The sequence below is a fragment of the Pseudonocardia nematodicida genome, assembly GCF_040105385.1.
GTDB classification, from domain to species: Bacteria; Actinomycetota; Actinomycetes; order Mycobacteriales; family Pseudonocardiaceae; genus Pseudonocardia; species Pseudonocardia nematodicida.
This window is the reverse complement of sequence record NZ_JBEDNQ010000005.1, coordinates 354,495-380,835: the sequence shown is the minus strand read 5'-3', so window position 1 is coordinate 380,835 and position 26,341 is coordinate 354,495. Positions and strand designations below refer to the sequence as shown.

Here is a 26,341-nt window from a genome sequence, read left to right as displayed (position 1 = left end):
GTCGATGTTCATCTCCACGACGGTAGCCAGAGCTCGGCCTGCCAGTGCGCCTCGGTGATCGGGTCACCGTTGAGGATCGGCCACAGCCACACGAAGTTGACCAGGATCAGCGTCACCCAGGCCGACACGACCAGCAGCCCGACCCGGCGTCGACGCTCGCTGTCCGCGGCCCGCCCCAGCAGCTGCCCCATCACCAGGACGACGGCCAGCACCAGGAACGGCACCACCGGCATCATGTAGAAGAAGTACATCTGCCGGTCCAGGTTCAGGAACCACGGCAGGAACCCGGCGCCGTAGCCGACCAGCACCGCCGTCCAGCGCCAGTCGACCCGGGTCGCCGCCCGCCACAGCCCCCAGGCCAGTACCGGGATCGCCGCCCACCACAGCGCGGGGGTGCCGATCAGCATCACCGCCGACACGCACTCCGACTCGCCGCAGCCTCCTGCGTCGTTCGAGTAGCGGTAGAGCATCGGGCGCAGGCCCATCGGCCAGGTCCACGGCTTCGACTCCCACGGGTGTGCGCCGGCCGAGCCGGTCGTGAGGTTCTCGTGGAAGCTCAGCGCCTGGCCGTGGTAGTACCACAGCGACCGCACCGGGTCCGGCAGCCAGGACCACGGGCCGCCGGTGCCGATCTGCTGCCCGACGGCGTGCCGGTCGATGCCGGTCTCGCTGCCGAACCACGCCCACCAGGACGCGACGTAGGTGACGACGGGGACGAGCGCGAGCGCCCAGAGCGCCGGTGCCAGGTCCCGCACGATCGTCCCGACCCAGGGCCGTTCGACGCCGGCGCGATGGCGCAGCGAGACGTCCCACAGCACGCAGAGCAGGCCGAACGCGGCGACGTAGTAGGAGCCGTTCCACTTCACCGCGCAGGCCAGCCCCAGGCAGACCCCGGCGACCAGCCGCCACCACCGCACCCCCCAGCGGGGCCCGAACGGCGTGTCACCGACCCGTCCCTCGGCGACGACCCGGGCCATCCGGGCGCGCACGTCGTCGCGGTCGCAGAGCAGCGCGGCGAACGCGGCGACGACGAACAGCGCGCCGAACACGTCGAGCATCCCCATCCGGGACTGCACGTGCGACAGGCCGTCGGCGATCAGCAGCACCCCGGCCAGCCCACCGAGCGCGGTGGACCGGGTGAGCCGGCGTCCGGCGCGCACGACCAGCAGGACGGTCAGCACCCCGGCCAGCGCGGCCGCGATCCGCCAGCCGACGCCGTCGTAGCCGAACACCAGCTGGCCGAGGGAGATCAGCTGCTTGCCCAGTGGCGGGTGGACGATCTTCTCGTAGCCCGGGTTGTCCTCGACGCCGCCGTTGCGGACCATCTCCCAGGCCTGCGGCACGTAGTGCTTCTCGTCGAAGACCGGGGTGCCGCGATCGGTCGGCTCGCCCAGGTCGATCAGCCGGACCAGGCCGGCGATCAGCACGACGGCGGCGGTCACCAGCCAGCCCCGCAGCCGGTCGGACGGCGGCGGGGCGCCGAGCCGCGCGGACGGGCCGGGATCGGCACGACGCAGCGGCGGAGGGGTGCCGCGGGGCGTCACGCCCGGTTCCGGGGCCGCTCCGGCGACCCGGCTCCCGGGGTCGGCGGTCGAGGTGGCCACGGACCCGATCGTAGGGTGGCGACCGTGTCCGATGCTCCCGGCGTACTCGTGCTCGCTGCCACCCCGCTCGGCGACCCCCGGGACGCCTCGCCCCGGCTGCGGGAGCTGATCGGCACCGCGGACCTGATCGCGGCCGAGGACACCCGCCGGTTCCGGACCCTCGCCGCCGCGCTGGAGGTCACCTACGTCGGCAAGATCATCAGCCACTACGACGCCGTCGAGGTCGAGCGGCTGCCCGGCCTGCTGGCCGCGGTCCGGGACGGGGCGACGGTGCTGGTCGTCTCCGACGCCGGGATGCCCGCCGTCTCCGACCCCGGTTACCGGCTGGTGGCCGCGGCCGCCGCCGAGGACCTGCCGGTGACCTGCGCGCCCGGCCCGTCCGCGGTGACGACGGCGCTGGTGCTGTCCGGGCTGCCCTGCGAGCGGTTCTGCTTCGACGGCTTCCCGCCGCGGCGCTCCGGCGAGCGGCAGCGCTGGTTCGCCGCGCTGCGCGACGAGCGACGCGCGGTGGTGTTCTTCGAGTCGCCGCGGCGCACCGCGGACACCCTCGCCGACGCCGTCGCGGTGCTGGGGGCCGACCGGCGCGCCGCGGTCTGCCGGGAGCTGACCAAGACCCACGAGCAGGTCGTGCGCGGGACCCTGGCCGAACTGCACGAGTGGGCGATCTCCGGCGACGTGCTCGGCGAGGTGACCGTGGTGCTGGCCGGGGCCGAGCCCTCGGCGGCGCCGCCGGTGGAGTCGCTGGTCGGGGCGGTGCGGGAGCGCACCGACGACGGCGAGCGGCTCAAGGACGCCGTCGCCGCCGTCGCCGAGGCGGCCGGGGTGCCGAAGCGGGAGCTGTACAACGCCTCGCTGGCGGCCCGGGAGGACTGACGCCGCCGCTTCACACCCCGTTGCCTCCCTCCACACCCGCCGCAGCAGGTGTGAAGTGAGGTCGGTGGGCGTGAAGTGCCCGGTTGCGCCGGCGAACGCGAGTGGCAGATCCGCCACCGAGCCTGCATCTGCGCGCGGACACGGGGCAGCGGGGCGGTGGGCTCAGGCGGGTAGGGCGGCGGTGGCCATCGCGACGTAGCGGCGGGTCTGCTCGAAGGCCGAGGCGATGTCCTGCGGCTCGGACAGATCGCTGATCCGGTCCCAGTGCGCGGCGACGCCCTCCGGGGACAGGTCGTCGCCGCTCAGGTGTACCCCGGTGGCCTCCTGCATCTTCGACACCGCGAAGACCCCGGCCCCGGCGCCGAGGATCGCCTTGGTCGGAGCCTGCTCGCTGACCAGGTACAGCGCGCCCGGGGTGATCGTCTCCGGGGTGATCCGGGCGAGCAGGTCGTCCTCGACCAGCCCCTCGGTCATCCGGGTCGCGGCGGTCGGGGCGAGCGCGTTGACCCGGATGCCGCTGCGCTCGCCCTCGATGGCCAGCACGTTGGTCAGCCCGACCAGGGCGCTCTTGGCGGCGCCGTAGTTGGACTGGCCGAAGTTGCCGTAGATGCCCGACACCGACGTCGTCATCAGCACCCGGCCGTAGCCCTGCGCGGCCATGTGTCCCCAGGCGGCCTGGGTGACGTTGACGCTGCCCATCAGGTGCACCTCGAGCACCGTGCGGAAGTCGGCGACGTCGAGCTTGGCGAAGGTCCGGTCCCGCAGGATCCCGGCGTTGTTGATCACGATGTCGACCCGGCCCCAGCGCTCGACGGCGGCCGCGACCATCGCGTCGACGGCCTCCCGCGAGGTGACGTCGGCGGTGTCGGCGATCGCGTCGCCGCCGGCGTCGACGATCTCCCGGGCGACCCGCTCGGCGGGGCCGGTGTCGGCACCCGTGCCGCGCACACCGCCGCCGACGTCGTTGACGACGACGGCGGCGCCCCGCTCGGCGAGGGCGAGTGCGTGCGCGCGGCCGAGCCCGCCGCCGGCGCCGCTGACGATCGCGACGCGGCCGGTGAAGTCGATGGTCATCTGGTGCGGAACTCCGTGCGGTCGAGGGGACTGTCTGGACCCGGGCGGGCGGGCCGGGGGACCAGGGCATCGGCCCGCCCGCCCGGTTGCTCTCACCCGGTGGCCACCGTGGCACGCCCGAGGGTGACCCGGGCGTCCGGGTGGTCGGCCGGGACGACCGCCGAGTACAGCGCCGTCCAGCAGGACGGGCAGCAGTACTGCCGGAACACCACCTCGGCGTCGACGTAGTCGACCGGGTCGGCGATCATCTGCGGCCCGGCGCCGGTGCTGGGGCCCTCGTGCACGCCGACGGCGAGCAGACCGGCACCGGCGGTGGAGCCGAGCGACTCGGAGCACTTCTCGCAGACGATCGTCCCGTCCGGTGTCTCGACGAGGTTGTCGTCGAGACGGCGCGCGTTCTCGATGTCGACCTTCCCGCCCGGTTCCCCCTCGATCCGGGACCGGTCCCGGCGCTCGCCCCGTCGCCGGTCGCGCTCGGCGGCGGTGGCGGCCTCGTCCACCGCACCCTCTGCGGAGGAGAACACCACGCCGTACACCGCCCGGGCGCCGTCGGCGGTGACCCGCAGCTCGCGCAGGTCCCGCGCCACCGCGGCCGGGTCCCGGGTGAGCGGGTCGCCGTAGCCCCCACCGCCCTGCCAGGTCAGCGCCAGGACCTCACCGGGGGCGAGGTAGCTGGAGGCGTAGTTCTGCGCGGCCTCCAGGTTGTCGCTGACCTCGGACAGCGCGGTCGGCATCGTGCCCGCGGCGAGCAGGTCGGCGACCGACCCGCCCCGGGCGACGACGTCGAGTCCGCTGTTGCCCGGGTGCCCGCCGGCGAGCCCGACGTTCTGCGCCACCGCCTTGCCGCCGGAGGCCAGCACGAGGCCCATCGGCAGGCTGGTGCCGTGCGGGGTGATCGCCACCGAGGCGCCGACGCCGCCGCGGTGCCGGCCCGGCCCGCCGGAGTCGGGTTCCTCGCGCCGCCACAGGGTCAGGACCGGGTAGAGGAACTCGGTCATCTCGACGTCCGGGATCCGGCCCATCGGGATGCAGAACAGCCCGCCGGTGTCCATCCCGTCGGCGTGCGGGCGGGCGCCGTAGCCACCGGCCATCGGCTCCATGAGGATCGACAGGAACGGCGACGGCTGCTCGCCGCGCTCGTCCAGCCCGGCGATGACCGCGGTGTCCCAGGTCCCGCAGCAGGTGGCCTGGACGTTCTTCCCGAGCTCGAGGTCGCGGTCGAGCATCTGGGACAGGCACTCGGCGACGAGCGAACCGGTCAGCCAGGCCGGGCCGATCGGCCCGCGCCCGACGGCGGCCGGGAACGCCGCGTTGTTGATCGTCCCCTCCTCGGAGACCAGGTCGAAGCAGCGCATCAGCCCGCCCGCGGACCACGGGATGTCCCCGGCCAGGATCGGCAGCAGCGCCAGCATCACCCCGCCGCGCATGCCGGCGTAGGTGCAGTTGATGACACCGGCCTGCGGATCGGTGCCGGTGAAGTCGAAGCTGAGGTGGTCGCCGGTCTTGGTGGTGGTGACCGTGATCTTGTGCAGGTTGCGGTCGCCCTCGTGCGACTGGTCCTGGTAGCCGGTGGCCGTCCAGGAGCCGTCGGGCAGGCCGGCGAGCTTGCCGCGCAGCCGGGACTCGGCGTCCGACATCATCCGCTTCATCACGGCCTTGACGGTGTCCGCGCCGTACTGCGCGATCAGTGCCTGCAGCCGTTCGGCGCCCACGTTGTTCGCGCCGATCTTGGCCCGCAGGTCCAGCCCGATCAGCATCGGCACCCGGGACCGGCGGACCCAGACATCGGCGACGTCGCGCTGCAGCGTCCCGCCGCGGACGATCTTCACCGGCGGGGTGGGCACCGCCTCGGAGAACACGTCCTGCGCGGCCGGGGAGAAGGATCCGAGGCCCGCGCCGCCCAGGTCGGGCTGGTGGGCGATGGCGCTGGTCCAGGCGAACAGCTTCCCCTCGTGGAACACCGGCTGGAAGACGATCACGTCGTTCTGGTGCAGCCCGCCGCCGACCCACGGGTCGTTGCACAGGAACATGTCGCCGGGTGAGATCCCCGGGTTCTCGGCACGATGGCGAAGCGTCCAGTAGATCGCCAGGTCGACGGCGCCGACCAGCATCGTGTTGTAGAGCCCGACCTGGACCTCCTGGCCGAGCTCGTCGGAGATCGCGAAGTCGAAGTCGTTCGCGTCGGTGACGATCGGCGAGCCGGACATGCGCTTGAGCGCCTCGCCCATCTCGTCGGTGACCGACCAGAGCCGGTGCCGGATCACCTCGTAGGTGAGCGGGTCGAGCGCGTCGATCTGCTCCTGGCTCACGGTGTGCGTCTCGAGCACCGTGGGCAGCGAGCGGGCCAGCTCGTCCGGGTCGACGGGGCGGCTCGAGAAGATCTCCGAGCCGGGGACGGCCATGGTCATCGCAGACCCTCCGTACGGATCGACAGGTTGCCGAGGTGGTCGACGGTGCCGGTGGCCCCGTCCGGGACGACGACGGTGGTGGTCGGGACCTCGACGATCGCCGGCCCGGTCAGGACGTGACCGGCGCGCAGCAACCGGTAGTCGTAGACGTCGGTGTCGACGTAGCCGAGGCGGGCGTCGAGCTGCACCGGGCGGCTGCCGGTGCGGGCCCCGGCCGGGTCGGACGAGCCGGCGGACCCGACCTCCGGCAGCGCCGGGGTGAACGGCAGTACGCCGACCGCACGGACCCGGAAGGTGATCGCCTGGATGCCGGCCTCGCGGAACCCGGCGTCCTTGCCGTAGAGGGCCGCGTACCGGTCCTCGAACGCGGTCACCGCGGCCTCGATCGCGGCCGCGTCCAGCGGGCCGGCGGCGACCGGGGCGGTGACCTCGGCGAGCTGCATCGTGTAGCGCATGTCGACCTCGCGGTACAGCTCGACCCGCTCGAAGGTCACGCCCTGGCGGTCCAGGCCGTCGCGCACCTTCGCCTCCAGCTCGGCGAAGTCGCGCTCGGCGCGGGCCGGGTCGAACGGCACGGTGGTCGGGTCGGACAGCTCGGCGGCGAGCACGATGTCCGAGGACGCGAGCCCGAACGCCGAGAACGCCGAGGCGACCGGACCGAGCGGGACGACGACCTCGCCCGCGCCGACCTCGGCCGCGTAGCCGGCACAGTGCGCGGGCCCGGCCCCGCCGAAGGCGTAGAGCACGAAGTCGCGCGGGTCGTGCCCGGCCTCGACGACGGTCTTGCGCAGCAGGTCGCCGGTCTGCGCGTTCTGCACGGTGTAGATCGCGGCGGCGGCCTCCTCCACGCTCAGCCCGAGCGGCTTGGCGATCCGGGTCTCGATGGCCTGCCGGGCGAGCTCCAGCGACAGCGGCATGCCCCCGCCCAGCAGGCCGCGCTCCGGGAGGATGCCGAGCACCAGGTTGGCGTCGGTGTTGGTCGGCTCGGTGCCCCCGTTGCCGTAGCACGCGGGACCCGGGACGGCCTGCGCGCTGTGCGGGCCGATCCGCAGGTTCTGCCCGGCGTCGAGCCAGGCGATCGCGCCGCCGCCGGAACCGATGGCGTCCACCCGCAGCGTCGGCACGTTGACCGGGTGGTGGTTGATGATCGTCGTGGTGTCCCGGACCGGTTCGCCGTCGACGATCAGGCCGGCCAGGAACGTGGTCCCGCCGACGTCGGTGGTGATGATGTTGCGGTGGCCGAGCTGGCGGCCCAGCGCCTGTGCGCCGACCACGCCGCCGGTGAGCACCGAGCCGACGGTGCTGATCGCCGAGGCGGGGGCCTCGGAGGCCTCGACCGCGCCGCCGTTGCTCTGCATGACCAGCAGCGGCCCGGTCAGCCCGCTGCCCCGCAGATCGGACTCCAGTGTGGACAGGTAGTCGCGCAGGCCCGGTCCGACCTGGGTGCTCATGATCGTGGTCGCGTTGCGGGCGAACTCCCGGATCCGGGGGCTCACCTCGGACGACAGCGCGACGAACACCTCCGGGTCGATCTCGGCGATCAGCTCGCGCAACCGCTGCTCGTGCACCGGGTTGCGGAACGACCACAGCAGCGACACCGCGATCGCGCGCACGCCGTCGTCGAGCAGTGCGCGGATCGCGGCCCGGGCGGCGTCGGTGTCCAGCGCGACGACGACGGTGCCGTCCCGGTCGACCCGCTCGGTCACCTCCAGCGCGTGCCGCTTGGGGACGAGGTGGTGGTCCTTGGCCTGGCCCATGACGTGCTGGAGCTCGTGCGGGGAGCGCCCGAGGTACCGGCCCTCCACGTTCATGATGTAGATGGAGTCGCGGTGGCCGCGGGTGGTGAGGAACCCGACCGGCGGCACGTTGCGCGTGACCAGCGCGTTCAGCGACGACGTCGTCCCGTGCGCGATGTGGTGGGTGTCGGCGAGCATCTCGGGCAGCGGGCGTCCCAGCTGCTCGGCCAGCAGCTGCAGTACGTCCATCACCCCGCGGGAGTAGTCCGGTGGGGTGGAGGGGGACTTCGCGGCGAGCACGGTCCCGGCGTCGTCGTCGAGGACGGCATCGGTGAACGTGCCGCCCACGTCCACACCGATGACGTAGGCCATGACTCACGCTCCTTCGCGTGGAGGGGCTGACGGTGGCGTAGACTATTCAACGTCGATGAAGGCCGTCAAGGTCGGCGATCCGCACTTGACGATTCGCCCGTCATTGCCGTCGAATACTCGACGCGATAGTCAATCGACGTCGCCGACGCCGGTCCGGGAGGTCGTGATGCAGCTGCGCCGAGTGGCCGTGCTGGGTGGAGGGCCCGGTGGGCTCTACACCGCACGGCTGGTGAAGCTGGTGTTCCCCCGGTGCGAGGTCGTGGTGCACGAGCAGGGCCCGGCGGACGCGACCTTCGGGTTCGGAGTCGGGCTCGCCGCCGGGACCCAGCGCAACCTCGCGGCCGCGGACCCGGACACGCTGCACGACATCGTCTCCGCCGGTCACCCGCACGACATGACGATGCAGGTGGGCGGCGCGACGGTCCGGGTGCGCAACGACCGGCTCGTCGGGATCGCCCGCACCGAGCTCCTCGCGATCCTGCAACGGCACGCCGAGAAGGCCGGCGTCGTCCTCGAGCACGGCAGCCGCCGGACCGCCGGCGAGCTCGACGCCGACCTCGTCGTCGCCGCGGACGGGGTGAACAGCGCGACCCGCCGGGAGGGGCCCTTCGGCGAGGACCTCGAGGTCGGCCGCGGCCTCTACCTCTGGGCCGGGACCGAGTTCCCGCTGCCGGACGCGGTGTTCTCCCCGGTGGACACCGCGCACGGCACCTTCGTGACGCACGCCTACCCGTACTCGGGCGGGCGCAGCACCTTCCTGGTCGAGACCGACGAGGCCACCTGGCGCCGGGCCGGGTTCGACGCCACCACCGAGGCCACCGAGGCCGGGCCGCTCGACGGGTCCGACGAGACCTCGCTGCGGTACCTCGAGGAGGTCTTCGCCGACCAGTTGCAGGGCCGGAGCCTGATCGGCAACCGGACCCGCTGGCTGCGCTTCCGCACGGTGCGCTGCGCCCGCTGGACCGCGGGCCGGACGGCCCTGCTCGGCGACGCGGCGCACACCGCGCACTTCTCCATCGGGTCGGGCACCAAGCTCGCGATGGAGGACGCGATCGGCCTGGTCGAGGCGCTCGGCGGGGAACCGGACCTGCCGTCGGCGTTCGCGCGCTACGAGGCCGTCCGCCGGCCCGCGGTGGAGCGGCTGCAGGAGCTCGCCCGGCGCAGCCAGCTGTGGTGGGAGTCGTTCCCGTCCCGGACCCACCTGCCGGTGTCCCGGCTGATGGTCGCCTACATGACCCGGGCCGGGAACGTGCCGCTGGACCGCTTCGCCGAGACCGCACCGGACGTCGTCGCCGGCGCGATGGAGGCCTACGTCGCCGAGTCCGGGCACCCGGCGGCCGCGGGTCGCACCGTCGCGGACCGGGCGCTGGCCCAGCCGCTGCACCACGAGCTCACCGACGCCGCCCGGCGCCCGGTCTCACCCGGCGACCCGCCCGGGCTGGTGGTGGTCGGCGACGTGCTGGCCGACCCGTGGGACGCCGACGGGGACGCGGTCGTCGACCGGGCCCGCGCGGCCCGCGACGCCGGTGCCCCGGGCTTCCGGTTCACCGGTCCCGGTGACCGGCCGTCGGTGCTGACCCGCCTCGACCTGGCCGAGCGGGTGCGACTCGAGGTCGGGGGACCGGTCGTCGTCGAGGCGCCCGCGGGGCTGCGCGAGGACCTCGCGGCCGGGCTGGTCGCCGGCCGCACGGATCTGGTGACATTGCTCGAGGAGGCGCGATGAGCACGACGCGATGGGGCGACGCGCTGGTCCGGTACCCGGCCGGGCGGGCGCACGCCTACCGGGCCGCCGGGCTGTGGGGCACCGCGACGATCGCCGACGAGCTCCACCGGGTCGCGCGGGCGCACCCGGATCGGGACGCGGTCGTCGTGGTCGACGGGCGGGCGACCTACCGGGAGCTCGACCAGCGCACCGACGCGCTCGCCGCCGGTCTGGCCGGGCTCGGCCTGCGGCCCGGTGACCCGGTGCTGTTCCAGGTCTCGAACACCCTCGCCGCCGTCGTGGCCTGGTACGGGGTGCTCAAGGCCGGTCTGGTGCCGGTCGCGACGCTGGCCGCGCACCGCGGGCACGAGGTCTCCGCGATCAGCCGGCAGGTCGGCGCCGTCGCGCACCTGGTCGAGACCGGGGGGAAGTTCGACCTGGTCGGATTCGCCGTCGACCAGGCCCGCGACCACCCCACGCTGCGGCACGTGCTCGTGGTCGGCGACGACCCGCGCGGGGTCGGGCTCGACGCCCTCGCCGCCGGTGCCGACCCGCCGCGTGCCCGGGAGCGGGTCGCGGTGATCCAGGCCGGGATCGACCCCGACGACGTCGCCGTCTTCCAGCTCTCCGGCGGCACCACCGGGGTCCCCAAGGTGATCCCCCGGCTGCACGCGGAGTACTGGTACAACGCCGCGGCCTACGCGTCGTCCTGGGGGTGGACGCCGGACACCCGGGTCGCGCACCTCATCCCGATCGTCCACAACGCCGGGGTGGTCTGTGCGCTGCACGCCCCGCACAGCGTGGGTGGCGCCCTGGTGCTCGGCACGCCCGACCTGGACGTGTCCCTGCCGCTGATGGCCGCCGAGGGGGTCACCCACGCGCTGATCGGGCAGGGGCACTTCGGCGCCGTCGACCACCCCCGGTTCGACGGCGCGGTCGCCGCGCTGACCCAGGTCGTGCTGTCCGGGGCGAAGATCCCGCCGCGGTTGTTCGACTTCTTCGAGCGTCGCGGGACCTGGTCCGGGCAGCTGTTCGGGATGGGGGAGGGTCTGTTCCTCACCACCCGCCCCGGCGCCCCGCGCACCGCGCGCGCCGAGACCGTCGGCACCGTGCTGTCGGCGCACGACGAGGTCCGCGTCCTCGAGCCCGGCGCGGAGACCCCGGTGCCCGACGGCGAGGTCGGCGAGCTGTGCTGCCGCGGGCCGTACACGCTGCCCGGCTACTTCGCCGCGCCCGAGCACAACGCGCGGGCCTTCACCTCGGACGGCTTCTACCGCACCGGTGATCTCGCCGCGTTGCGGCTGATCGAGGGCGAGCGCTACGTCTCGATCGAGGGCCGGATCAAGGACCTGATCAACCGCGGCGGCGAGAAGATCAATGCGGAGGAGGTCGAGCTCCTCCTGCTGCGCCATCCCCGGGTGAGCGCGGCCGCCGTCGTCGCGATGCCCGACCGGCGGCTCGGCGAGCGGACCTGCGCGTTCGTCGTCGTCGACGGGGAGCGGTTGACCCTGGAGCAGGTGCAGCGGCACTTCGCCGGGCTCGACGTCGCCAAGTTCAAGTGGCCGGAGCGGGTCGAGCACCTGTCCGAGCTGCCACGCACGCTGGTCAACAAGATCGACAAGAAACGGCTGCAGGCGCGGATCTCGGAGACCCTCGCCGCCGAGCAGGGCGCCGGCGGGGGCCCGGTCCCCGCCGGTCCCGCCCCGACCGGACCCGGAGGTGGTCCCGCATGACCGTCACGCACCGCATCGGACTCGTCGTCCCGAGCTCGAACGTCACCGTGGAGACCGAGATCCCGGCGCTGCTCGCCCGGCATCCCGGCGCCCGGTTCTCGTTCCACTCCAGCCGGATGCGGATGCACCAGGTCTCCCCCGAGGCGCTGCGGGCGATGAACGCCCAGCGGGAGCGGTGCGTCGACGAGCTCGCCGACGCCGGGGTCGACGCCCTGCTCTACGCCTGCCTGGTCGCCCTGATGGCGCAGGGGCCGGGCGAGCACACCCGGGTGGAGAACGCCGTCGTCGACCAGCTGGCCGCCGCCGGGAGCGCTCCCGCGGTCCGGTCCAGCGCGGGTGCCCTGGTCGAGGGGCTCCAGGCGCTCGGGGCCCGGCGGATCGCGCTGGTGACCCCGTACCTGCGTCCGCTGGCGGAGAAGGTCGTCGGCTACCTGGAGTCCGAGGGATTCGAGGTGGCCGACTACGCCGCGCTGGAGGTCGGGGACAACGCCGAGGTCGGCTGCATCCCCGGTGACCGGGTGCTCGAGGCGGCCCGCGGGCTGGACCGGAGCACCGCCGACGCGCTGGTGATCTCGGCCTGCGTGCAGATGCCCTCGCTGGACCTGGTCGGGCCGGCCGAGCGGGAGTTCGGGCTGCCGGTGCTGTCCGCGGCGACGGCGGGTGCGTACTCGCTGCTGCGCGCGCTGGAGCTGGACGCGCGGCTGCCCGACGCCGGGTCGCTGCTGACCGGCGCGGTGCCGGCGGCGGGATGAGCCCGCGGTCCTACCATCGGGCGCCATGACTGCCGGCACACCGCGGAAGGGCGGGACCCGGGCGAACACCGCCCGTCGTGAGCTCGTGGAGAACGAGATCTACGAGCACGCCACGCGCCTGTTCGCCGAGCGCGGGTTCGCCGGCACCAGCCTGCAGGACATCGCGGACGCCCTCGGGATCACCCGGCCGGCGCTGTACTACTACGTCCGCAGCAAGGACGAGCTGCTGGCGAAGCTCGTCATCGAGGTCACCGAGGGCCCGCTCGTCGAGATCAACCGCTTCGTCGACGCACCGGACCTCGACCCGGTGCAGAAGCTGCGCGGGATGGTCGAGGTGTTCGTCGGGCGCCAGACCAGCCAGCCCGAGCGGTTCCGGCTGCTCATCAGGTCCGAGGCCGAGCTGCCCGCGGAGCTGACCGAGGCCTACGCCGCCAGCCGCCGCGCGGTGCTCAAGGCGGTGGTCACGGTGGTCGACGAGGGCGTCCGGACCGGCCGGTTCCGGCCGGTCGACCCCCGGATCGCCGCGCTCGGCGTGCTCGGCATGTGCAACTGGGTGGCCTGGTGGTTCCACCCCGGCGGGCGGGACGACGCCGCCGCGGTCGCCGACGGGATCGCCGACATGGCGGTGGGGGCGCTGGTGCGGGCCGACGACCGCGTCCCCGACGGCGACGGTCCGGCCGCCGCGCTGAAGCTGCTGCGCCAGGACCTCGACCACCTGGAGCGACTGCTCGACGGCTGAGGGGTTCATCGCTGCCGTCAAACTATTGACCCGTCCGTCGACCTCCGCGTAGCGTCGTCGGTACGACCGACGCTGTTCGACGGAGGCTGGACATGACCGAGCAGGACCATCGCGTGCGGGGTGTCGACCACGTCGCGTTCCCGACGTTCGACCCGGCCGCGACGGTGCGCTTCTACCGCGACGTCCTCGGGTTCCCGGTGGTGCACTCGATCTGCGCGGCCGGCTGGGGTCCCGAGGACCACCCGGACTTCATCCACTTCTTCTTCGACATCGGCAACGAGGACCGGATCGCGTTCTTCTACTACTTCGGCACCGATGCCTCGGTCGCCGGCGGCGAGGGGGCGAAGGGCGACGTCTACGCCCGGTTCGGCGCCGAGGTGCCCGACTTCTTCGTCCGCTCCCGGCACCTCGCGATCCACGTCGACAGCGAGGACGACCTGATGGAGTACCGGCGCCGGCTCGACGCCAGCGACTGGCCGGTCGAGATGCAGGTCCAGCACGAGACCATCGAGTCGATCTACACCCACGACCCGAACGGCTACATGTTCGAGATCACCCGCGCGCTGCGCCCGGTGACGCCGCAGGAGGACCTCGACGCCAACCTCACGATCGACGCGCTGATCGACGTCGTCACCGCGCCCGAGCCCACGTTCGGCAAGCTGCTGGCCCGCAAGGCCGAGCTGATCGTCGAGCGGGCGGCCGGCTGGGAGACGGTCGTCCGATGACCACGCTCTACGTCCTCGACGTACCGGAGAACACGTCGGTGGCCAAGGTCGCGGCGGAGGACCCGGACGTCGTCGTCGACAAGGTCGGGCCCTACTTCGAGATCCGGGCCGACGCCGAGATCGTGATCGACCGCCGGACGACCGGCTGCCGGCACGCGGTCTGGTACTCCTGCGTCGCCGGGGTCCCGGCCGGCAGCCGGATCACCCAGCACGACAAGGACGCACTGCGGGTGTCTCCCGCATGACCGCGGGAACCACCGGGCTCGGGGCGGGCCGGTACCTGGTTTCGGGCCGTCGTCCGGACGCCGTGATCACCTCGGTGCACGAGCTCACCACGCACGACGGCGCGACCGTGCGCGGCGTGCTGGCCACCGTGCCCGGCGCCCGCACCGTGGTCTGCCTGATGCACCCGCGCCAGGACCTCACCCACCACCCGCTGGTCCCGCTGCTGCTGCAGACCGGGGTCGCGGTGTGGACCCAGCAGAGCCGCTCGCCGAACAACGACCTGACCCTGGTGCACGAGCAGACGCTGCTCGACGTCGCCGCCGGGATGGTGTTCCTGCGCGAGCAGGGCTTCGAGACGGTCGCGACGCTCGGGCACTCCGGCGGCGGCACCCTCTACGCCTTCTACCACGAGCAGGCCGGGCTACCTCCGGGACAGCGGATCGCCACGACTCCCGGCGGCCGCCCGATCGCGCTCGCCGAGGCCGCCATGCCGGTCCCGGACGGGGCGGTCTTCCTGGCCCCGCACCCCGGCCAGGGACGGCTGCTGCTCGGCTGCATCGACCCGTCGGTCGCCGACGAGAGCGACCCGCTCTCGGTGGTACCCGAGCTCGACCCGTTCGACCCGGCGAACGGGTTCGCCGAACCGCCTGCGAGCTCGTCGTACGCGCCGGAGTTCCTGGAGCGCTACCGCGCCGCGCAACGCGACCGGGTCGCCCGGATCGACGCCGTCGCGCGCGAGCACCTGGCCCGCACCGGTGCCGCCCGTACCGCCTTCAAGACCGGCGGCCGCGCCGCGGACCGGCGGCGCTCGCTCGCTCCAAAGATCATCACCGTGTTCCGCACCGACGCGGACCCGCGCACCGTCGACCTCTCGCTGGACCCGAGCGACCGGCCCTACGGGTCGCTGTTCGGCCGGCGCCCCGACCTCATCGACTACGGCCAGGTCGGTTTCGGCCGGCTGTCCACGCCCGAGGCGTGGCTGTCGACCTGGTCCGGCCTGAGCACGAACGCGGACTTCGTCCGCTGTGCGCCCGGGGTTACCGCGCCGACGCTGTTCGTCGAGCTCACCGGGGACCAGGCCGCGTTCCCGGCCGACTCCCGCCGGATGGTCGACGCCCTCGGCGCGGCCGACCTGACCTCCACGGCCGTCCGCGGCCTGCACTTCGGCGGCGCCGTCGCCGACGGCGAACCGACCGGCAACGAGCTCGCCGCCGCGGAGATCGCCGGCTGGCTGGCGGACCGCTGCGAGCTCGCTCCCCCCGACTGAACCCGTGGGCCCCGGCCGCCCGCCCACGACGAGGCAACGGAGCCATGTCGTCCCCCGACGGACGCCGCCCGGCAGACATTCTGCTCGGTGGAAACCTCTCTGACCGGCGTCTACCATTGCATGATGAAAAATAGGCCGGCCTACGGGATCGAGTCGGTCGACCACGCGCTGGCCCTCGCCACGATCCTGAAGCAGGAGGGGCCGCTGCGGGTGACCGACGCGGCGCTCCGCCTCGGTGTCGCGCCGTCGACGGCGCACCGGCTGCTGGCGATGCTCGTCTATCGCGACTTCGCCGAGCGCGACGACGACCGGCGGTACGCGGCGGGCCCGATCCTGCGCCTGCCCGCGGCCCCGGAGCCGGTGGCCGACCTGCGCCGGGTCGCCGTGCCGCACCTGCAGGATCTGGTCGACCGCACGGACGAGACCGCCAACGTGCTGCTGGTGGTGGACGACCAGGCCCGGTTCGTGGTCACCGTCGAATGCGGTCAGGCGCTGCGGATCGGTGACCGCGAGGGGCGGGTGCGCCCGGCGCACCTGACCTCCGCGGGCCGCGCCGTGCTGGCTACCCGCAGCGACGCCGAGGTCCGGGCGCTGTACGCCGGTCGCGAGTCCGAGGTCGGCGACGTCCCGGCGCTGCTGCGGGACCTGCATCGGGTCCGCAGGCTGGGGTTCGCGGTGAACGACCGGCAGACGGAACCGGGCATGACCACGGTCGGGTGCGCGGTCCCGGGGCATCCCGGCGTCGCGGTCACCCTGGCGATGCCGACGGTCCGGTACCGGCGGGAACGCCTGCAGGAGTGGGGCGGGGAGCTCGCGACGACCGCGGACCGGATCGCCCGGGGCCTCTCCTCGGTCGTCGTCCCCGGTCGCTGAGATTGCCCCGCGCTTTTCTTCGGTGCAGAATGACATGCCTGGTTTCGGGCCCCACGGTTCCCTACGCTTGTTCCATCCGAGAGCGGGACAGCGTCGCCGCGCACCCTGGTCGACCCGCCGCTCTCCGGTTCGATGGATGTCCGCTCCCCGCGCTCCCCACCAGGCTCGCGCGTCCGGGCCGGCCCCCCGACGGCCCGGGCGCGCGTCCTCGAACGCCCGGTGCGGGGGCCGGACTCAGCGCCGCGGCTGCTCCACCAGCACCCCGTCCAGGAACGCGGCCAGCTCGTCGGCCCTCGGCGCGACGAACGTCCCGGACGGGGCCGGCGGGTTCGCCGGCCCCGGCTTCGACGCCGTCGACGGTGTCCGGGAGGAGGTGCGCGCGATGCTCACCCGGCTGCGCGACGCGGAGCTCCGCACCCCGTCCGACGGCCCGGTGGCGACGCTGTTCCGCGGCGGGATGCCGGACGGCGAGCTGCGCGACGTCGAGTACCTCCTGCCCTCCCAGCTGCTGGTCTTCCTCGGCGGCCTGCAGGAGCCCGGGCACGCCTGCGGGGTGACGTTCCACGGGCTCTCCACCCGGCCCGAGCAGATGGCGCGGGTGAAGGACGACCCGTCGCTGCTCGGCCGGGCCGTCGTCGAGGGGCTGCGCTGGATGAGCCCGCTCTACGGCGGCGCCTCGCGCACCGCGGTGACCGACACGACGCTGGGCGGGCAGCAGATCCGCGGCGGGGACCACATCTGGCTGATCTACGGCTCGGCCAACGCCGACGAGGGTGAGTTCGACGACCCGCTGACCTACGACCTGGACCGGGCGCGGCACCCGAACCTGGCCTTCGGCCTGGGCCGGCACGCCTGCATCGGCAGCGCCTACGCGCCACAGGTCGCCCGGATCGCGCTGGAGGAGCTGTTCCGGGCCGCCCCGGGGATCCGGCTCGACCCGCAGCGCCCGCCGGACCCGGTCGGCTGGATGTTCCGCGGCTCCCGCGAGCTGCACACCGTCCGGGGCTGACCCGGCCGGTTCGGCCGCGCCGTGGCGGGTACCTGGCGATCATGCGAGACGCCCTGCCCCCGCACGTGATCGTGCTGTTCGGCGCCACCGGTGACCTGGCGCGTCGCAAGCTGTTCCCCGGCCTGCTGCACCTGCACCGTGCCGGGCTGCTGCCCGACGTCCGGGTCATCGGCTCCGGCCGGCACTCGCCCGGCACCGACGACGAGTTCCGCGACCAGGTCCGCGACGCCCTCGACGACCCGGCCGGCTGGGAGGAGTTCGCCCCGCTGTTGCGCTTCGTGGTCTCGGACGACTCGGACGGTGCCGACCTGGCGCACGCCGTCCGGGACGCCGAGGAGGACCTGGGTTCCGGTGACGTCCGCCGGCTCGTCTATCTGTCCGTCCCGCCCGGGGTGATGGCACCGATGGCCCGGATGCTCGGCGGGACCGGCATCGCCGAGCGGTCCCGGCTCGTCGTGGAGAAGCCCTTCGGCACCGACCTCGCCTCGGCCCGCGAGCTCGACGCCGGACTGCGCGAGGTCTACCGGGAGCAGGACATCTTCCGGATCGACCACTTCCTCGGCAAGGAGTCGCTGCAGAACGTCCTCGCGCTGCGCTTCGCCAACGGGCTGTTCGAACCCGTCTGGAACCGCCAGCACATCCGCTACGTGCAGATCGACGTCCCGGAGGAGATCGGGATCGAGGGCCGGGCGTCGTTCATGGAGTCCACCGGCACCTTCCGGGACATGATCTCCACGCACCTGTTCCAGATCCTCGGGTTCGTGGCTCTCGAACCACCACCGGACCTGTCCCCGGACGCGCTGCACGCGGAGAAGGCGAAGCTGTTCCGCTCGGTCCGCGAGCTGGACCCGGCGCGCGTCGTGTTCGGCCAGTACGCCGGGTACCGCGACGAGGACGGCGTCGCCGACGACTCCTCCGCCGAGACGTTCGTCGCGCTGGAGGCACGTGTGGACAACTGGCGCTGGTTCGGGGTGCCGTTCTTCCTGCGCACCGGCAAGGCGCTGGGTGCGACCCGCCGGACGGTGACGATCGGGTTCGACGAACCGGTGCTGTCGATGTTCCCCGCGAACGGCACCGACCACGCCACCGAGCTCGTGCTGGAGCTGGCCGACACGGTCACCGCCGAGCTCGACGTCCGCGCGAAGATCCCCGGCCCCGAACTGCGGCTGGGCCGCGGCCGGATGCGCCTCGAGGTCCCCGGCTCGTCCGACGACGAGCCGCTCGAGGCCTACGAGCGCCTGCTGCTCGACGTGCTGCGCGGCGACCGCACGCTGTTCACCTCCACCGAGGAGGTCGAGCGGCTCTGGGAGCTCTGCGAGCCGGTGCTCACCGACCCGCCGGAGGTACAGGAGTACGCGCAGGGGTCCTGGGGCCCGCAGGACGCGCTCGAGCTGCCCGGCCCGCGCGGCTGGCGGGTGCCCGAGTGAGCGCCGACCGCTACCTGCCGATCGCCGAGCACGGGATCATCGGTGACCTGCGCACGGCCGCGCTTGTCGGCACGAACGGCACCGTCGACTGGTTCTGTCCCGGCCGGTTCGACGCGCCCAGCGTGTTCGCCGCGCTGCTCGACGCCGACAGCGGCGGCCACTGGGCACTGGCGCCGCGGACCGGCGACACCGAGGTGACCGCCCAGCAGCAGTTCTACTACCCGGACTCGAACATCCTGATCACCCGGTTCCTGACCTCGGACGGCATCGTCGAGGTGCAGGACTTCCTGGCGCTGCTGCGCCCGCGCGACCCGGAGCACCGGCAGCGGCTGGTCCGCCGGGTCACCGGGGTGCGCGGCTCGGTGCCGATGGCGGTCGACGTCGTGCCCCGCCCGGACTACGCCCGGGAGACCCCGGACGTCTCCGAGGCCGGGACCGGGATCCGGTTCACCGGCACCGGGGTGACCCTGGCGCTGACCTCCACGGTGGACCTGGAGGTGGTCGACCACGCCGCGCACGCCGAGTTCGCCACCGCCGAGGGGCGCTCGGAGGTGTTCGTCCTGGAGGTCGACCCCAGCGGTGACCAGGACACCGGCGCCGACCTCGACGTCGACGAGCTCTTCGAGGGCACCGTCGCGTTCTGGCAGCACTGGCTGTCCGGTTCGGTCTACACCGGACGCTGGCGGGAGCGGGTGCACCGCTCCGCGCTCACCCTCAAGATGCTCACCCACGAACCGACCGGCGCGGTCGTCGCCGCCCCGACGATGGGCCTGCCCGAGCAGCTCGGCGGGGAGCGGAACTGGGACTACCGCTACGTCTGGATGCGCGACGCCGCCTTCACCCTCTACGCCCTGCTCCGACTGGGGTTCACCGAGGAGGCCGGGGCCTTCATCGGCTGGCTGACGAACCGCTTCGTCGACTGCCCGGACGGCGCGCAGGGCCCGCTGCGGGTGATGTACACGATCGACGGCGACGAGACCCCGGCCGAGGTCGAGCTCGACCACCTGGAGGGCTACCGCGGGTCCCGCCCGGTGCTGGCCGGCAACGACGCGTCCGGCCAGCTCCAGCTCGACATCTACGGCGAGATCATCGACTCCATCTACCTGTACGACAAGTACGGCGCGGGCGTCTCGCACTCGGACTGGACGAACCTGAGCGCCATCCTGGACTGGCTGCGCACGCACTGGGACCAGCCCGACGAGGGCATCTGGGAGACCCGGGCCGGCCGCCAGGACCACGTGTTCTCCCGGCTGATGTGCTGGGTCGCGGTCGAGCGGATGATCCGGATGGCCCGCCGGCGCGGCCTGCCCGGCGACGTCGCGGCCTGGACCCGGACCCGGGACGAGATCTACCACCAGATCATGGACCGCGGCTGGGACCCGGACGTCGGCCCGCGTGGGTCGTTCGTGCAGCGCTACGGCGCCCGCACCCTCGACGCGTCGGTGCTGCTCATGCCGATGGTGAAGTTCTGTGCGCCGACCGAGCCGCGGTTCCTCGCGACGCTGGACGCGATCAACGACGACCTCGTCGTCGACACCCTGGTCTTCCGCTACGACGTGGAGGACTCGCCGGACGGGCTGGACGGCGAGGAGGGCACGTTCTCGATGTGCTCGTTCTGGAACGTCGAGGCGATGACCCGGGCCGGGCGGAAAGAGCACGCCCGGATCGCGCTGGAGAAGATGTTCTCCTACGGCAACCACCTCGGGCTGTACGCCGAGGAGATCGGGCTGCACGGCGAGCAGCTGGGGAACTTCCCGCAGGCCTTCACCCACCTGTCGCTGATCAGCTCGGCGATCAACCTGGACCGGGCCCTGGGCTGACCGGGATACTCCGGGCCATGAAGGTCCTCATGCTCGACCCGCCGCAGGCGATGCTCGACGAGCGTCGCCGGCTGGGGCTGGACGGCCGGGACGAGATGTGGGACGGGGTGCTGCACATGGTTCCGCCGCCGGGAGGCCCGCATCAACGCGGAAGCACCGACCTGATGCTTGCACTGGGCGAACTGGCGAAGCGGCGTGGTCTGGTCCCGCACATGGAGACCGGGCTGTTCCGCGCGACCGACGACTACCGCGTGCCGGACCAGCTCTACTGCCGCCCCGAGCACCTCTCCGAGCGTGGAGTCGAAGGAGCCGATCTGGTCGTCGAGTTCTGCTCGCCCGGGGACGAGACCTACGACAAGGTCGAGTTCTATGCGGCGGCCGGGGTCCGGGAGATGCTCGTGGTGCACCCGGGGGATCGGCGGGTCGAGGTCTACCGGGCCGTCGGGAACCAGCTCCTCCCGGTGCAGGCGGCGGCCGGCGGGATGCTCGGCCTCGGGACGCTCGGCGTCGAGCTCCGCACCGAGGGCGGCGCGCTGCACCTGAGCTGGGACGGCGGTTCGGCTCAGATCTAGGTGCGGCCCGGATCCGGGTCCGGCGCGGCTCTAGCGGGTGGACAGGCTCGCTTCCCACAGCCGCACCCCGTGGGCCAACGCCTGTTCCCTGGTCACCGGGCTCCGCGGGTCCAGCCAGGCCAGGATGATCTCGCCGAGTCCACCGAGGCAGAAGTGCCCGGCCACCCGAAGGTCGTCGGGCTCGACCCGGTTCTCGGCCGACTCCGCGCCGCCGTCGACGATCAGCTCGGCGAAGCCGCGGTTGGCGCTGCGACGTCGGGCGACCAGGTCCGGGCAGCCGACCGCGTCGATCAGCGCGACCACCCGGCGGGGGTCACGTCCGATGTCGTCGAGATACGCGGTCAGCGCCGCCCGGATCCGGGCGACCATGTCGGGCGGAGCCTGCGCGACCGCGGACATCGTCGTGGCCGCCCGCTCGTCGACGATGTGGTCGAACACCGCGGCGGCCAGGTCGACGCCGGAGGTGAACTCGTCCGCGGCGCCGGGTCCGAGACCGGCCAGCGTGGCGGCCGCCGCCGGGTCGACCGCCGACCAGCCGCCGTCGGACCACTGCTGGAGGGCCGCGTCGAGGAGCGCCTCGCGATCCTGCTCGGCCCGGTCCATGAGGTCATGATGGCAGCGCACCGGGCCCGCGGCGCGCCGTGCGCGCCGGAACACGGTCCGTGGACCGGGCGCCGCACAACCCGTTCGCCACGGTGCATACGCTGGACACATGAGTAATGCCGTGCTGACCGCCGTGGCGTGGCCCTACGCCAACGGTCCCCGGCACATCGGCCACGTCTCCGGCTTCGGTGTGCCCTCCGACGTCTTCGCCCGCTACCGGCGGATGGCGGGGGACCGGGTGCTGATGGTCTCCGGCACCGACGAGCACGGCACGCCGATCCAGGTGCAGGCCGACGCCGAGGGCCTCACCCCCCGCCAGCTCGCCGACAAGTACAACGGCGTCATCACCGACGACCTGCAGGGTCTCGGGCTGAGCTACGACCTGTTCACCCGCACGACGACGTCGAACCACTACAGCGTCGTGCAGGACATGTTCACGTCGCTGTACAAGAACGGCTACGTGGTCCCGAAGACCCAGCTGGGCGCGATCAGCCCGTCCACCGGGCGCACCCTGCCGGACCGCTACATCGAGGGCACCTGCCCGATCTGCGGCTACGACGGCGCCCGCGGCGACCAGTGCGACAACTGCGGCAACCAGCTCGACCCGGCCGACCTCAAGAACCCGCGCTCGCGGATCAACGGCGAGGTCCCGAAGTTCGTCGAGACCGAGCACTTCTTCCTCGACCTACCGGCGTTCTCCGAGGCGCTCGGCTCGTGGCTGTCCACCCGCACCGACTGGCGGCCGAACGTGCTCAAGTTCTCCGCCAACCTGGTGGAGAACCTCAAGCCGCGGGCGATCACCCGCGACCTGGAGTGGGGCGTCCCGGTCCCGCTGGACGGCTGGTCGGACAACCCGCTCAAGAAGATCTACGTCTGGTTCGACGCGGTGATCGGCTACCTGTCCGCGTCGGTCGAGTGGGCCCGCCGCGGCCCGGACCCGGACGCCTGGAAGCAGTGGTGGACCGACCCGGCCGCCCAGGCCTACTACTTCATGGGCAAGGACAACATCACCTTCCACTCGGTGATGTGGCCGGCGATCCTGCTCGGGCAGAACGGCGCCGGTGACCGCGGCGGCGAGCCCGGCCCGTACGGCACGCTGGACCTGCCCAGCGAGGTCGTGTCGTCGGAGTACCTGACGATGCTCGGGTCGAAGTTCTCCACCAGCCGCGGCACCGTGATCTACGTCGGCGACTTCCTGCGCGAGTTCGGGCCGGACGCGCTGCGCTACCACATCGCCGTCGCCGGGCCGGAGAACCAGGACGTCGACTTCACCTGGGACGAGTTCACCCGCCGGATCAACAACGAGCTCGCCAACGAGTGGGGCAACCTGGTCAACCGGTCGATCTCGATGGCGCACAAGAACGTCGGTGCGATCCCGCGGCCGACGGCGCCGCAGCAGGCCGACGCCGAGCTGCTCGCCTACTCGAAGGCCGGGTTCGACACCGTCGGCGGGCTGCTCGCCCGCAACCGGTTCAAGCAGGCCGCCGGCGAGGCGATGCGGGTGGTCACCGCGGCCAACCGGTACCTGTCCGACCAGGAGCCGTGGAAGCGCAAGGACGAGCCGGAGCGCCGGGACACGATCCTGCACACCGCGCTGCAGGTGGTGCAGGACGCGAACACCCTGCTCACCCCGTTCCTGCCGCACGCCGCGCAGCAGGTGCACGACGCGCTGGGCGGGTCCGGGGTGTGGGCGGCGCAGCCGGAGAAGCGGACCGTGGAGGACCTGGGCGACGGCCCGGACTACTCGATCCTGACCGGTGACTACGCCGGCGAGCAGGCGCACTGGGGCTCCACCCCGATCGAGGTGGGGCGCCCGCTGGCCAAGCCGTCGCCGATCTTCGCCAAGCTCGCGCCGGAGCTGGGGGAGACGGGCCCGGAGTGGGCCCCGGTCACCCCGTGACGGCGCACGGCCGCCGCCCCCGTCCCGAGCCGCCCGAGCCCCTGGGCGTGCCGACGTTCGACAGCCACACCCACCTCGACGCGTGCGGCTGCGAGACCGACGCCGACGTCGTCGCCGCCATGGACCGGGCGGCGGCGACCGGCGTCGCCGGGGCGGTGACGATCGCCGACGACCTGGCCGCCGCGCGCTGGGCGGTCGGCGCCGCGCACGCGGACCCGCGGGTATGGGCGGCGGTCGCACTGCACCCCACCCGCACGGCGTCGGTCACCGCCGACGACCTCGCCGAGATCGAGAAGCTGGCCGCCGACGACCGCGTGGTCGCGATCGGCGAGACCGGCCTGGACTACTACTGGGACCACTCGCCGCCGGCGCCGCAGCAGGAGGCGTTCCGCTGGCACATCGATCTCGCGAAGCGCACCGGCAAGCCGCTGATGATCCACGACCGGGACGCGCACGACGACGTGCTGCGGATCCTGCGCGAGGAGGGCGCGCCGGAGACGGTGGTGTTCCACTGCTTCTCCGGCGACGCGGCGATGGCCCGCGAGTGCGCCGACGCCGGGTACGTGCTCTCCTTCGCCGGGCCGGTCACCTTCACGAAGAACCACGAGCTGCGCGCCGCCGCCGCGCTGGTCCCGGACGCGCAGTACCTCGTGGAGACCGACGCGCCGTTCCTCACCCCGCACCCGCACCGCGGCCGCGCGAACGAGCCCTACGTACTGCCGTGGACCGTCCGCGGTGTCGCGGCCGCCCGGGGCGAGACGGAAGAGCGCGTCGCCGAGACGACACGACACAACGCCGAGCGGATCTTTCGGACGGGCGCAACCCGATAACGCCGTCCGTCGAGCTGGCAACGGGGGTTGCGGTCATTCGCCGTCGATCACCTGCCGTTCGCCGCCGACGGCGTGTCCGGATCGCCCTGGCGGGTCACGGTCCGCTAACGTCGCTCGCCGTACCGCCGGGATGGGAACGCTCCCCGACCGTGCGGGACGACGACCGTCCGCTCCCCAGCATCGGTTCCGCTCCCCGGCACCGCGTCGGTCGTCGTCCTGCAGGTCATGTTTCCTGCCCGGACTGCCGAGTCCCCGGGAAGTCATGTTCGAGCGCAGTGTGCATGTGCCTTTCGGCAGTGACGAGGACGACACGGCGACGACCCGGCTTCCCGTCGTCGCCCCGGCCGGTCTCTCCGCCACCGGGTACGTGCAGCTCGGCGGCCGGCACCGCGTCGGCGCGCGCCGTCGACCGGGCGTCCGCACCGCCGCGGCGGCCGCGCTGTTCTCGCTGCCGACCGGTGGTCTCGCCGCCGCGGTGATGCTCCCCGACACCGGGCCGGACCCGCAGGACCTGCGGACCGATCTCGCGTCCGGCGCGAGCGACCTCGCCGGGGCCACGATGTCCCTGAACACCTCCGCCCCGGCGTCCTTCGCCCCGGTGGCGGGCGTGCCGGCGACCGGCGCGGACATCGTGCACGCCCAGGTCGTCGAGACCCGGACCCTGCCGATGCCCGAGCAGGAGGTGCAGGACCCGACCCTCGAGGAGGGGACCCGCACCGTCGTCGAGCCGGGCAGCGAGGGCGAGCGCAGCGAGATCTGGCGGGTCACCTACGACAAGGGTGAGGAGGTGTCCCGCGAGCGGATCGCCGCCGGCGCGGACACCCCGGCCACGCCGCGGGTCGTGAAGGTCGGGACGAAGAAGGCCGAGGAGGTCGAGACCTACTCGGCCGACGCCCCCGCGGTGTCCAACGGCGCGACCTGGGACCGGCTCGCCAACTGCGAGTCCGGCGGCAACTGGTCGATCAACACCGGTAACGGCTACCACGGCGGCCTGCAGTTCAACCGGCAGACCTGGCAGGCCTACGGCGGCGGCCAGTACGCGCCGACCGCGGACCAGGCCAGCCGCGAGCAGCAGATCGCCACCGCCGAGAAGGTGCGTGCGGACCGCGGCGGCTACGGCGCCTGGCCGGCCTGCTCCCGCAAGCTCGGCCTGAGCTGATCCCCGGATCCGCCGCCCGCGACAATGGTCGCGTGAGTGAGAACAGCTGTGGGTGATGACGGCACCGCCCGCCTGCTGGGCGCGGCGGACGTGCGGGTGCTGGCCGAGCGGCTCGGCCTGCGACCGACCAAGAAGCTCGGCCAGAACTTCGTGCACGACGGCAACACCGTCCGCCGCATCGTCAAGGCCGCCGGGGTGGGTGCCGACGACGTGGTGCTCGAGGTGGGCCCCGGTCTCGGCTCGCTGACCCTGGCCCTGCTGCCCGCCGTGGCGCGGGTGCACGCGGTGGAGATCGACCCGGTGCTCGCCGGGCTGCTGCCGTCGACCGTCGCCGAGCGGGCCCCGGAGCAGGCCGGCCGGCTCACCGTGACCGGCGCGGACGCCATGCGGGTCACCGCCGCCGAGCTGGCCGCCGACGCCGGCCCCGGTCAGACCGCGCCGACGGCGATCGTCGCGAACCTGCCCTACAACGTCGCCGTCCCGGTGCTGCTGCACCTGCTCGCCGAGCTGCCCGGTATCGAGCGCGGCCTGGTGATGGTGCAGGCCGAGGTCGCCGACCGGCTCGCGGCCCGCCCCGGGTCGAAGGAGTACGGCGCCCCGTCGGCGAAGCTCGCCTGGTACGCCGACGCCCGCCGCGCCGGCCCGGTGCCGCGCGCGGTGTTCTGGCCGGTGCCCGGCGTCGACTCCGGCCTGCTCGCCTTCACCCGCCAGGATCCGCCCGCCGGCGCGGACCGGGCCGCGACCTTCGCCGTGATCGAGGCGGCCTTCGCCCAGCGGCGCAAGGCGCTGCGCGGCGCCCTGGCCGGGTGGGCCGGTTCCGCCGCCGCGGCCGAGACCGCCCTGCGCGCCGCCGGCGTCGACCCGATGACCCGCGCCGAACGCCTCGACGTGCACACCTTCGCCCGGATCGGCGCTGCGCGCCTGTGAGTGCTTTTCGT

Annotated in this window: 23 protein-coding genes; 17 read left to right on the top strand and 6 right to left on the bottom strand. The window is 73.3% G+C overall.

Annotated features, from left to right (window positions below; all coding sequences use genetic code 11):
- Window positions 1–8 precede the first annotated feature (8 nt).
- Window positions 9–1,604, bottom strand: a complete 1,596-nt coding sequence (locus WIS52_RS14800; protein ID WP_349298810.1) for a dolichyl-phosphate-mannose--protein mannosyltransferase — start codon at window positions 1,602–1,604, stop codon at window positions 9–11.
- 24 nt (window positions 1,605–1,628) lie between these two features.
- Here WIS52_RS14800 and rsmI point away from each other — a divergent pair, with 24 nt between their 5' ends.
- On the top strand, window positions 1,629–2,477 hold the full coding sequence (rsmI, locus tag WIS52_RS14795) for a 16S rRNA (cytidine(1402)-2'-O)-methyltransferase (RefSeq protein ID WP_349298809.1): 849 nt from the start codon (window positions 1,629–1,631) through the stop codon (window positions 2,475–2,477).
- Window positions 2,478–2,639: 162 nt separating this feature from the next.
- On the opposite strand, the gene WIS52_RS14790 is transcribed toward rsmI, so the two are convergent.
- The 3 genes from WIS52_RS14790 to WIS52_RS14780 form a co-directional block, all read right to left on the bottom strand.
- On the bottom strand, window positions 2,640–3,551 hold the full coding sequence (locus WIS52_RS14790) for an SDR family NAD(P)-dependent oxidoreductase (RefSeq protein WP_349298808.1): 912 nt from the start codon (window positions 3,549–3,551) through the stop codon (window positions 2,640–2,642).
- A 92-nt stretch (window positions 3,552–3,643) separates the two neighbouring features.
- Complete coding sequence (locus tag WIS52_RS14785) at window positions 3,644–5,959, bottom strand: hydantoinase B/oxoprolinase family protein (protein WP_349298807.1); 2,316 nt, start codon at window positions 5,957–5,959, stop codon at window positions 3,644–3,646.
- Window positions 5,956–8,067 carry a hydantoinase/oxoprolinase family protein gene (locus WIS52_RS14780; protein ID WP_349298806.1) on the bottom strand — a complete coding sequence of 704 codons (2,112 nt, stop codon included), beginning with the start codon at window positions 8,065–8,067 and terminating at the stop codon, window positions 5,956–5,958. Before WIS52_RS14780 ends, WIS52_RS14785 begins: the two co-directional genes overlap by 4 nt.
- A 166-nt stretch (window positions 8,068–8,233) precedes the next feature.
- Here WIS52_RS14780 and WIS52_RS14775 point away from each other — a divergent pair, with 166 nt between their 5' ends.
- From WIS52_RS14775 to WIS52_RS14740, 8 genes are all read left to right on the top strand, one after another.
- Window positions 8,234–9,790, top strand: coding sequence for an FAD-dependent monooxygenase (locus tag WIS52_RS14775; protein ID WP_349298805.1), 1,557 nt, complete (start codon window positions 8,234–8,236; stop codon window positions 9,788–9,790).
- Entirely contained in the window at window positions 9,787–11,502 is a 1,716-nt protein-coding gene (locus WIS52_RS14770; RefSeq protein WP_349298804.1) for a (2,3-dihydroxybenzoyl)adenylate synthase, read from the top strand. Before WIS52_RS14775 ends, WIS52_RS14770 begins: the two co-directional genes overlap by 4 nt.
- Window positions 11,499–12,254 (top strand): maleate cis-trans isomerase family protein, encoded by a 756-nt coding sequence (locus WIS52_RS14765; protein WP_349298803.1) that lies wholly within the window; start codon window positions 11,499–11,501, stop codon window positions 12,252–12,254. The genes WIS52_RS14770 and WIS52_RS14765 overlap by 4 nt, the downstream gene beginning before the upstream one ends.
- 25 nt (window positions 12,255–12,279) lie before the next feature.
- Window positions 12,280–12,993 carry a TetR/AcrR family transcriptional regulator gene (locus tag WIS52_RS14760; protein ID WP_349298802.1) on the top strand — a complete coding sequence of 238 codons (714 nt, stop codon included), beginning with the start codon at window positions 12,280–12,282 and terminating at the stop codon, window positions 12,991–12,993.
- 92 nt (window positions 12,994–13,085) lie between these two features.
- Complete coding sequence (locus WIS52_RS14755) at window positions 13,086–13,718, top strand: VOC family protein (protein WP_349298801.1); 633 nt, start codon at window positions 13,086–13,088, stop codon at window positions 13,716–13,718.
- Complete coding sequence (locus WIS52_RS14750) at window positions 13,715–13,963, top strand: hypothetical protein (RefSeq protein WP_349298800.1); 249 nt, start codon at window positions 13,715–13,717, stop codon at window positions 13,961–13,963. The genes WIS52_RS14755 and WIS52_RS14750 overlap by 4 nt, the downstream gene beginning before the upstream one ends.
- Window positions 13,960–15,210 carry an alpha/beta hydrolase gene (locus WIS52_RS14745; protein WP_349298799.1) on the top strand — a complete coding sequence of 417 codons (1,251 nt, stop codon included), beginning with the start codon at window positions 13,960–13,962 and terminating at the stop codon, window positions 15,208–15,210. Before WIS52_RS14750 ends, WIS52_RS14745 begins: the two co-directional genes overlap by 4 nt.
- Window positions 15,211–15,297: 87 nt before the next feature.
- Window positions 15,298–16,083 carry an IclR family transcriptional regulator gene (locus WIS52_RS14740; protein WP_349298798.1) on the top strand — a complete coding sequence of 262 codons (786 nt, stop codon included), beginning with the start codon at window positions 15,298–15,300 and terminating at the stop codon, window positions 16,081–16,083.
- A 234-nt stretch (window positions 16,084–16,317) separates the two neighbouring features.
- On the opposite strand, the gene WIS52_RS14735 is transcribed toward WIS52_RS14740, so the two are convergent.
- Window positions 16,318–16,473, bottom strand: a complete 156-nt coding sequence (locus tag WIS52_RS14735; RefSeq protein WP_349298797.1) for a hypothetical protein — start codon at window positions 16,471–16,473, stop codon at window positions 16,318–16,320.
- Between WIS52_RS14735 and WIS52_RS14730 the strand changes: the two genes are divergently transcribed.
- The 4 genes from WIS52_RS14730 to WIS52_RS14715 are packed head-to-tail and all read left to right on the top strand — an operon-like array spanning window position 16,466 to window position 20,911.
- Window positions 16,466–17,092, top strand: a complete 627-nt coding sequence (locus WIS52_RS14730; RefSeq protein ID WP_349298796.1) for a cytochrome P450 — start codon at window positions 16,466–16,468, stop codon at window positions 17,090–17,092. The two genes, WIS52_RS14735 and WIS52_RS14730, sit on opposite strands and share 8 nt — an antisense overlap.
- A 41-nt stretch (window positions 17,093–17,133) precedes the next feature.
- Entirely contained in the window at window positions 17,134–18,519 is a 1,386-nt protein-coding gene (gene zwf / locus WIS52_RS14725; RefSeq protein WP_349298795.1) for a glucose-6-phosphate dehydrogenase, read from the top strand.
- The gene (locus tag WIS52_RS14720; RefSeq protein ID WP_349298794.1) at window positions 18,516–20,339 is read left to right on the top strand and encodes a glycoside hydrolase family 15 protein; all 1,824 of its coding nucleotides are present in this window, start codon (window positions 18,516–18,518) and stop codon (window positions 20,337–20,339) included. The genes zwf and WIS52_RS14720 overlap by 4 nt, the downstream gene beginning before the upstream one ends.
- Window positions 20,340–20,356: 17 nt before the next feature.
- Window positions 20,357–20,911 (top strand): Uma2 family endonuclease, encoded by a 555-nt coding sequence (locus tag WIS52_RS14715; protein ID WP_349298793.1) that lies wholly within the window; start codon window positions 20,357–20,359, stop codon window positions 20,909–20,911.
- A 30-nt stretch (window positions 20,912–20,941) separates the two neighbouring features.
- Here WIS52_RS14715 and WIS52_RS14710 read toward each other — a convergent pair whose 3' ends face one another.
- Complete coding sequence (locus WIS52_RS14710) at window positions 20,942–21,514, bottom strand: hypothetical protein (RefSeq protein WP_349298792.1); 573 nt, start codon at window positions 21,512–21,514, stop codon at window positions 20,942–20,944.
- Between the two features lie 109 nt (window positions 21,515–21,623).
- Between WIS52_RS14710 and metG the strand changes: the two genes are divergently transcribed.
- From metG to rsmA, 4 genes are all read left to right on the top strand, one after another.
- The gene (gene metG / locus WIS52_RS14705) at window positions 21,624–23,414 is read left to right on the top strand and encodes a methionine--tRNA ligase (protein ID WP_349298791.1); all 1,791 of its coding nucleotides are present in this window, start codon (window positions 21,624–21,626) and stop codon (window positions 23,412–23,414) included.
- The gene (locus WIS52_RS14700; protein ID WP_379610788.1) at window positions 23,411–24,244 is read left to right on the top strand and encodes a TatD family hydrolase; all 834 of its coding nucleotides are present in this window, start codon (window positions 23,411–23,413) and stop codon (window positions 24,242–24,244) included. Before metG ends, WIS52_RS14700 begins: the two co-directional genes overlap by 4 nt.
- Window positions 24,245–24,527: 283 nt before the next feature.
- A complete protein-coding gene (locus WIS52_RS14695) occupies window positions 24,528–25,403 on the top strand; it encodes a resuscitation-promoting factor (protein ID WP_349298790.1) in 876 nt (291 codons plus the stop codon).
- A 36-nt stretch (window positions 25,404–25,439) separates the two neighbouring features.
- Window positions 25,440–26,330 (top strand): 16S rRNA (adenine(1518)-N(6)/adenine(1519)-N(6))-dimethyltransferase RsmA, encoded by an 891-nt coding sequence (gene rsmA, locus WIS52_RS14690; RefSeq protein WP_349298789.1) that lies wholly within the window; start codon window positions 25,440–25,442, stop codon window positions 26,328–26,330.
- The last annotated feature ends 11 nt before the right edge of the window (window positions 26,331–26,341 follow it).

Bases quoted from the DNA above. Each gene is read 5' to 3' on its own strand.
- WIS52_RS14760 (WP_349298802.1), top strand. From the start codon at position 12,280: ATGACTGCCGGCACACCGCGGAAGGGCGGGACCCGGGCGAACACCGCC.
- WIS52_RS14745 (WP_349298799.1), top strand. From the start codon at position 13,960: ATGACCGCGGGAACCACCGGGCTCGGGGCGGGCCGGTACCTGGTTTCG.
- WIS52_RS14770 (WP_349298804.1), top strand. From the start codon at position 9,787: ATGAGCACGACGCGATGGGGCGACGCGCTGGTCCGGTACCCGGCCGGG.
- WIS52_RS14750 (WP_349298800.1), top strand. From the start codon at position 13,715: ATGACCACGCTCTACGTCCTCGACGTACCGGAGAACACGTCGGTGGCC.
- WIS52_RS14755 (WP_349298801.1), top strand. From the start codon at position 13,086: ATGACCGAGCAGGACCATCGCGTGCGGGGTGTCGACCACGTCGCGTTC.
- WIS52_RS14790 (WP_349298808.1), bottom strand. From the start codon at position 3,551: ATGACCATCGACTTCACCGGCCGCGTCGCGATCGTCAGCGGCGCCGGC.
- metG (WP_349298791.1), top strand. From the start codon at position 21,624: ATGAGTAATGCCGTGCTGACCGCCGTGGCGTGGCCCTACGCCAACGGT.
- WIS52_RS14715 (WP_349298793.1), top strand. From the start codon at position 20,357: ATGAAGGTCCTCATGCTCGACCCGCCGCAGGCGATGCTCGACGAGCGT.
- WIS52_RS14730 (WP_349298796.1), top strand. From the start codon at position 16,466: ATGCTCACCCGGCTGCGCGACGCGGAGCTCCGCACCCCGTCCGACGGC.
- zwf (WP_349298795.1), top strand. From the start codon at position 17,134: ATGCGAGACGCCCTGCCCCCGCACGTGATCGTGCTGTTCGGCGCCACC.
- WIS52_RS14710 (WP_349298792.1), bottom strand. From the start codon at position 21,514: ATGGACCGGGCCGAGCAGGATCGCGAGGCGCTCCTCGACGCGGCCCTC.
- WIS52_RS14785 (WP_349298807.1), bottom strand. From the start codon at position 5,959: ATGACCATGGCCGTCCCCGGCTCGGAGATCTTCTCGAGCCGCCCCGTC.
- WIS52_RS14775 (WP_349298805.1), top strand. From the start codon at position 8,234: ATGCAGCTGCGCCGAGTGGCCGTGCTGGGTGGAGGGCCCGGTGGGCTC.
- WIS52_RS14780 (WP_349298806.1), bottom strand. From the start codon at position 8,067: ATGGCCTACGTCATCGGTGTGGACGTGGGCGGCACGTTCACCGATGCC.
- WIS52_RS14765 (WP_349298803.1), top strand. From the start codon at position 11,499: ATGACCGTCACGCACCGCATCGGACTCGTCGTCCCGAGCTCGAACGTC.